A 5,240-nucleotide genomic window follows, 5' to 3' on the forward strand; every position below is an offset into this window, starting at 1 on the left:
TTTCCCTGAAGAGTTTCTTTCTCTTTTCCGAAAAGAGAAAGAAAGGCTTCTTTTATTTCTTCTCTGCTAACTTTAGTAATTCTTCAATAGATTTAGGACCCCATTCATTTATTTTAAAATTCAGCTGAACTATCTCAGGTGAGACTATATTGCCGTGAACGAATCTTTTCTTTCTTACTCCTTCATGCTTGGCTCTAAAGCAAGCCCCCTTAGCTAACAAAACTTCTTTTCTACCTGCTCTAGGCACATCTTTTCTCATAGGAAAGCCGTCTTTATCGCTGCCTCCTGTGATTGTCAATTTATAACCTGGCAGACCCAAAAAATAGCCATCTATTTCATCGCTAATCTTTTTTCCAATCAAAGAGCCTGCATAGTGACCTTTAACTTCGATTTTATAAGTTTTTGCGCTCTTAGGGTCTGAGACGTTAGCCTTGAACTCTACCATTACTTATCACCAGTGAGAGTTATTAAATGATGTGGGAGAATATAAAGTTTTAAGTTTGAGAAGAAACATTAATTACTCATACCATTGACGCGTAGCTTACAAGAAACGCAAAAAATTTTATCAAGCGCCCCAAAACGGCTTCTCCTTCCTCTTTATCTCATAAATCTTTTCTAAAATTTCTTTCTCTTCAAAGCTCAGCTCTTTTTCAAGCTCTTTTAGTTTTTTGGCATCCTGCTCAGAAATATCTATGTAGAGTAAATCTTCCTCGTTTATCTGCCTTCCCACAGTAGCGCCTTCTATTGCAATAGCTATTTCTTTGCCTGCTAATGCTTCTTTGAAACTTTCTTCTACACTCCTTATACTCTTTATCTTACCTACAACTCTACCATCTTCTCTAAGCAATTCCTGACCTACTTTGACTCTACCGCCTAATACACGCACGCCCACAATTGCAGGCTTGCTTATTCTAAACACGCAGCCGGTAAGAATTTTTAGTTTGCCTGGGTAAGTTATAACTTCTCTTCGCTCTTTCTCAAGCTCTAAACTGCGCTTGTCTCTCCATTTCTCATAACTTTCTAAAAGCTGATAAATCACATTGCTCTCAAGCACAGCGCATTTTCTAGCTGCAACTTCTTCTTTAGCTTCAGGTAAAATTTTCACATTGAAGCAAAGTATAACCCTGTCTAAAGGCTCCGGAATTGTAGAAGCTTCTATAATATCTTTTTTGGAAACATCGCCAATCTCGGCTTTCCTTATTTTAATGTTTTTGGCTTTGAGCTCAAATGCTAACGCTTCTAGAGAGCCTATCGCATCTGCTTTGAGAGTAACGCCTTCGTTGCTCGTCTCAATTACTGTTTTTAATTCTGATCGAACAGCTCTTATAACCTCGTCGATGTTCTCAGCTCTGGCTACTTTTAGAGGCGCCCCCGAAATAACTTCTTCTAGTTCAGGTGCTACAAGCTTTATTCCGCATGCGGCTGTTACACTCTCAACAGGCACGAAGTTATCTGCTACTCTAGCTTCTTCGAGAGGTTTGGGCTTTAAAATAGCTTTAACCTTGGTAATAATAGGCCTCTCCCTACCGCCGAGCACGAGAGTATCGCCTTGAGCAATTCTACCGTTATAAATAATAGCGTCTAGAGTCTTTCCAAGACCTTTCTCTTCTTTTACCTCAAGTACAACGCCCTCGCCTGGTTTCTCTTCCTCAGTTGTTAGCTGCTTTTCTAAAAATTTCTGTGCCAACCCTACAAGCACCACAAGCAAATCAGCAATTCCTTCGCTACTCTTCGCAGAGACAGGTACTATAGCAACATTTCTGGTAAAATCTTTTATTCTATCGTAGCGCTCTGCAGAAAAGCCGTGTTCGTAGAGCTTGCCTGCAAGCTCGTAAATTTTATCATCCAGCTCTTTAATCGCGTATTCGGACTGCTCTTTTATGGATTCTACAAAAGGCAGTTTTTTCGCTCTCCAGCCATCTAAAAGATCTATTTTGTTGAGTACTATTGCAAATGGTGTTTTGTAAAGTTTAAGAATATTTAAAGATTCCAACGTTTGAGCCATTATACCTTCTTTTATATCAACTACAAGTATAGCCAAATCTGCAAGTGCTCCACCTCTGGCTCTGAGAGTTGTGAATGCTAAATGGCCTGGGGTATCTATAAAGAGCAGCCCTGGAACTTTAAATTTTTTACCTTTAAGTAACGGACCGCAAATTTTATAAATAATGTTGATTGGAACTTCAGTGGCACCTATGTGCTGTGTAATTCTTCCAGGCTCCTTTTCCACTATTCTTGTCCCCCTTATGGCGTCTAGTAATAAAGTTTTGCCGTGGTCTACATGGCCTAGCACACTGACTATAGGTTGACGTATTGCCATCTTCGTAATAATCGATAATGCTGAAGGTAGTCAAAAATCTTCCGCCAAAGCCCTTTCTTTTCTATAAAAAAAAGGCTGTTGGGAAGCTTTTTATTACTACACATCCATTAAAATAAGTGAAAAAGAATGTATGGCGACTTGCCTTTACCTGGGCACGAGTTAGTCAAGTTTAGGAAAGAGCTCAAGCCTTACGAATATAAAATAGTTGAAGAAGGTGGTAAAAAAATTCTTGTAGCCAGTACCCCAAATGTCTACCCCGATATTGTGAACGACCTTGAAAATATAGTGGAGAAAGTAGATAGTGAGGATGCTAAAAACTTAACTAACGTTTGCATTATTGGCGAGCGCGAAGTTCTTGGAGTAGATACTAGAATTTTAGAAGCTTTGCTTATAAAAAGGAAGAAAAGCGACGATGCTATTGTAGCGAGGTTACGTAAAAAACTCAACACCAATCTCAGAGCGTTAAGTTTTGAAGATGAAGATGATGTCCATAAAATCAAAAGGCTTGCTCTTAAAATACCTAACGATGCAAATAACTATAAAGAGTATCTCTGGGAATTTAGTCAGGTAGATAAAGATGCGAAAATAATCTATATAATAGGCAATAATAATTACGTGAGAATGACCGGAGAGCACTTTTATGAGTTGCTGAGCTCTAAAGAGCAAGTTATAGATAAAATCAAATCTAAATTTCTAGCAAGCGGCTATGAGCTCGTTAGTTTAGAAGGTGCAAATATAGATTTAGCTGCAAAGAAAAGCAATAGAAGAATAATTGTTAAGTACTGTCGAGATTGCAGTTTAGAAGATGCTAAAAACATTAACGACGAGGCAGAAAGGTTGAGAGCAGATGTGTGCTTTGTAATTGTAAATAAAATTTCAAAAGAAGTTAAAAAATTTGCTCTTGGGAAGAAAATAGAGCTATTTGAGCTTGACGAGCTGGAAAATCTAGAGCTATGAAAAAACTACCGATCAGGTGCGAAAGCTTAGATAATTTGCTGGAAGGCGGTATAGAAGCTAGCGCAATAACTGAGTTCTATGGCGAAGCAGGTAGCGGAAAGACTAACGTTTGCCTACAGCTGGCAAGAAATTGTACTCAACTAGGTAAAAAAGTAATTTATATTGATACAGAAGGTGTGAGTATTGAAAGATTGAAACAGATATGCGGAGACCAATTCGAAAGTTTAAACAAGAGCATATTATTTTTCGAGCCTTATTCCCTTGAAGAGCAAGAGCAGATGGTAGATAAAGCTGTAAAGCTTGCAGAAAGTAGCGACGATATTGGCTTGATAATACTTGATTCTGCAACAATATTTTACAGATTCTTGCTTGGTAGCGGTAGGGAAGTTGAAATTATCCATATGCTTTCGCAGCAAGCTACTAAATTGCTCGGTGTAGCGAGAAAGAAAGGAATCCAAGTAGTTATTACAAATCAGGTTTATACAAATCTCGATACTAATGAGCTTGAGCCTATCGGCGGTCAGGCTCTAAAGCACACTGCGAAAACAATAATAAAATTCGAAAAACTGCAGAAAGGCAGAAGGAGAGCTTCGATCGTCAAGCACCGTGCTATTAGTGACGAGCTTAGCGCTGAGTTTGTACTTACAGATAAGGGTGTGGAGTCGGTAAGCGCTCTAAAGAAAATATTTGGTAAGTGATTATTTAGTCACCACAATACTTAGAACGTCACCGTCTTTTAACATATGCCCTAAGCCTACTCTTTGCCCTTCAAACTTTGCGCTGGCACCCCATACCAAAGCATATTTAAATTTCTCTTTGAAATCTTTGTGAATAATATCGCATACCTGCTCTACGGTAGAGTTTCTTTTGATGACTAAGGGTCTTTTGTAGTCTACTCCCACTTCCGGTAACTTAAGATATACTCTTATAAATTCTAGTGCTGAGAAAATTTTAGATTTTAGTTCCTCTATGCCAATTTTTTGCTTGGCTGAAATAGCAACTACATCTAAATCTTTGATTTTACTGTATTGAAAACTATCCTTCATCATGTCTATTTTATTCACTACTACAAAACACTTGACATAAGCTCTATTACCTGCAATAAAATCAATTAACTGCTCTTCATCAACATCTTCTCTAATAATCACATCTGCGTTCACATAACCGTATTCTTGCAGAATTGCAGTTACAAGTTTCTCGTCAAGCTTGGTTAATTTTACAGTTGAGCTCACAGTTATCCCACCAGTAGGTTTTTTAGTTATCACAATATCAGGAGGCTTTGAGTTCAGTCTTACTCCGGCATTGTAAAGCTCTTCTAAAATTATGTCTAATTGCTCTAAATGCTGGCAATCTAGCATTAGAATTGCAAGGTCTAAAATTCTCACTACCGATATTATTTCACCTCCTCTTCCTCGCCCTTTAGAAGCGCCTGAAATTAAACCTGGTAAATCTAAAATTTGTAGTTTCGCGCCTTTGTAATCGAGCATTCCTGGAACTACGCTGAGAGTGGTAAATTCATATTCTCCTACACTGCTCTTTGCATTAGTGAGCTCGTTAAGAAGAGTGCTTTTACCAACGTTTGGATAGCCGATTAAGCCAATAGTTGCATTGCCGCACTTTCTTATACCAGCTCTGGTTTTCCTACGCTTAACTTTAAACTTTTCTTTTGCCGTCTTGAGCTTTGCAAGCTTCGCTTTTAATTTACCTATATGATGCTGAGTTGCCTTGTTATAAGGCGTTCGCTTAAGCTCTTCTTCAATTGCTTTTATCTGACCTTCAAGTTCCACAATAAGTCAAAAGTTTTAGTAGCAAAAATAGTTTTCTAGAACCAAGGCACTGGCGTTATTTCTGTACCTGCCCTACCTGCTAACGCCTCTGCAGCTTTATCAATACTGGTAATTATTACTTTCTTACCGCCTCTTTCTAAAAAATTAATTGAAGCTTGAATTTTTGGCTCCATGCT

The 5,240-nt window shown here is 38.3% G+C and carries 5 protein-coding genes; 2 read left to right on the forward strand and 3 right to left on the reverse strand.

Translation table 11 applies throughout. The annotated features are described in order from the left end of the window. Positions 1–52 precede the first annotated feature (52 nt). Both QMD21_06945 and infB read right to left on the reverse strand, forming a co-directional pair. Positions 53–445, reverse strand: a complete 393-nt coding sequence (locus QMD21_06945; GenBank protein MDI6856496.1) for a 30S ribosomal protein S6e — start codon at positions 443–445, stop codon at positions 53–55. A 120-nt stretch (positions 446–565) separates the two neighbouring features. Next, complete coding sequence (gene infB, locus QMD21_06950; protein ID MDI6856497.1) at positions 566–2,320, reverse strand: translation initiation factor IF-2; 1,755 nt, start codon at positions 2,318–2,320, stop codon at positions 566–568. 126 nt (positions 2,321–2,446) lie between these two features. Here infB and QMD21_06955 point away from each other — a divergent pair, with 126 nt between their 5' ends. Both QMD21_06955 and radB read left to right on the forward strand, forming a co-directional pair. After that, positions 2,447–3,277 (forward strand): hypothetical protein, encoded by an 831-nt coding sequence (locus QMD21_06955; GenBank protein MDI6856498.1) that lies wholly within the window; start codon positions 2,447–2,449, stop codon positions 3,275–3,277. Continuing rightward, complete coding sequence (gene radB / locus QMD21_06960; GenBank protein ID MDI6856499.1) at positions 3,274–3,975, forward strand: DNA repair and recombination protein RadB; 702 nt, start codon at positions 3,274–3,276, stop codon at positions 3,973–3,975. The genes QMD21_06955 and radB overlap by 4 nt, the downstream gene beginning before the upstream one ends. Here the strand turns inward: radB and QMD21_06965 are convergent, their stop codons facing one another. Continuing rightward, complete coding sequence (locus QMD21_06965) at positions 3,976–5,064, reverse strand: GTP-binding protein (protein MDI6856500.1); 1,089 nt, start codon at positions 5,062–5,064, stop codon at positions 3,976–3,978. Positions 5,065–5,240: the final 176 nt, after the last annotated feature.

This window comes from Candidatus Thermoplasmatota archaeon, assembly GCA_030018475.1.
In the GTDB taxonomy this organism is placed as follows: Archaea; Thermoplasmatota; JASEFT01; order JASEFT01; family JASEFT01; genus JASEFT01.

Excerpts from the sequence above, each read along its gene's own strand:
- radB (MDI6856499.1), top strand. The coding sequence starts at position 3,274 with ATGAAAAAACTACCGATCAGGTGCGAAAGCTTAGATAATTTGCTGGAA.
- infB (MDI6856497.1), bottom strand. The coding sequence starts at position 2,320 with ATGGCAATACGTCAACCTATAGTCAGTGTGCTAGGCCATGTAGACCAC.
- QMD21_06945 (MDI6856496.1), bottom strand. The coding sequence starts at position 445 with ATGGTAGAGTTCAAGGCTAACGTCTCAGACCCTAAGAGCGCAAAAACT.
- QMD21_06955 (MDI6856498.1), top strand. The coding sequence starts at position 2,447 with ATGTATGGCGACTTGCCTTTACCTGGGCACGAGTTAGTCAAGTTTAGG.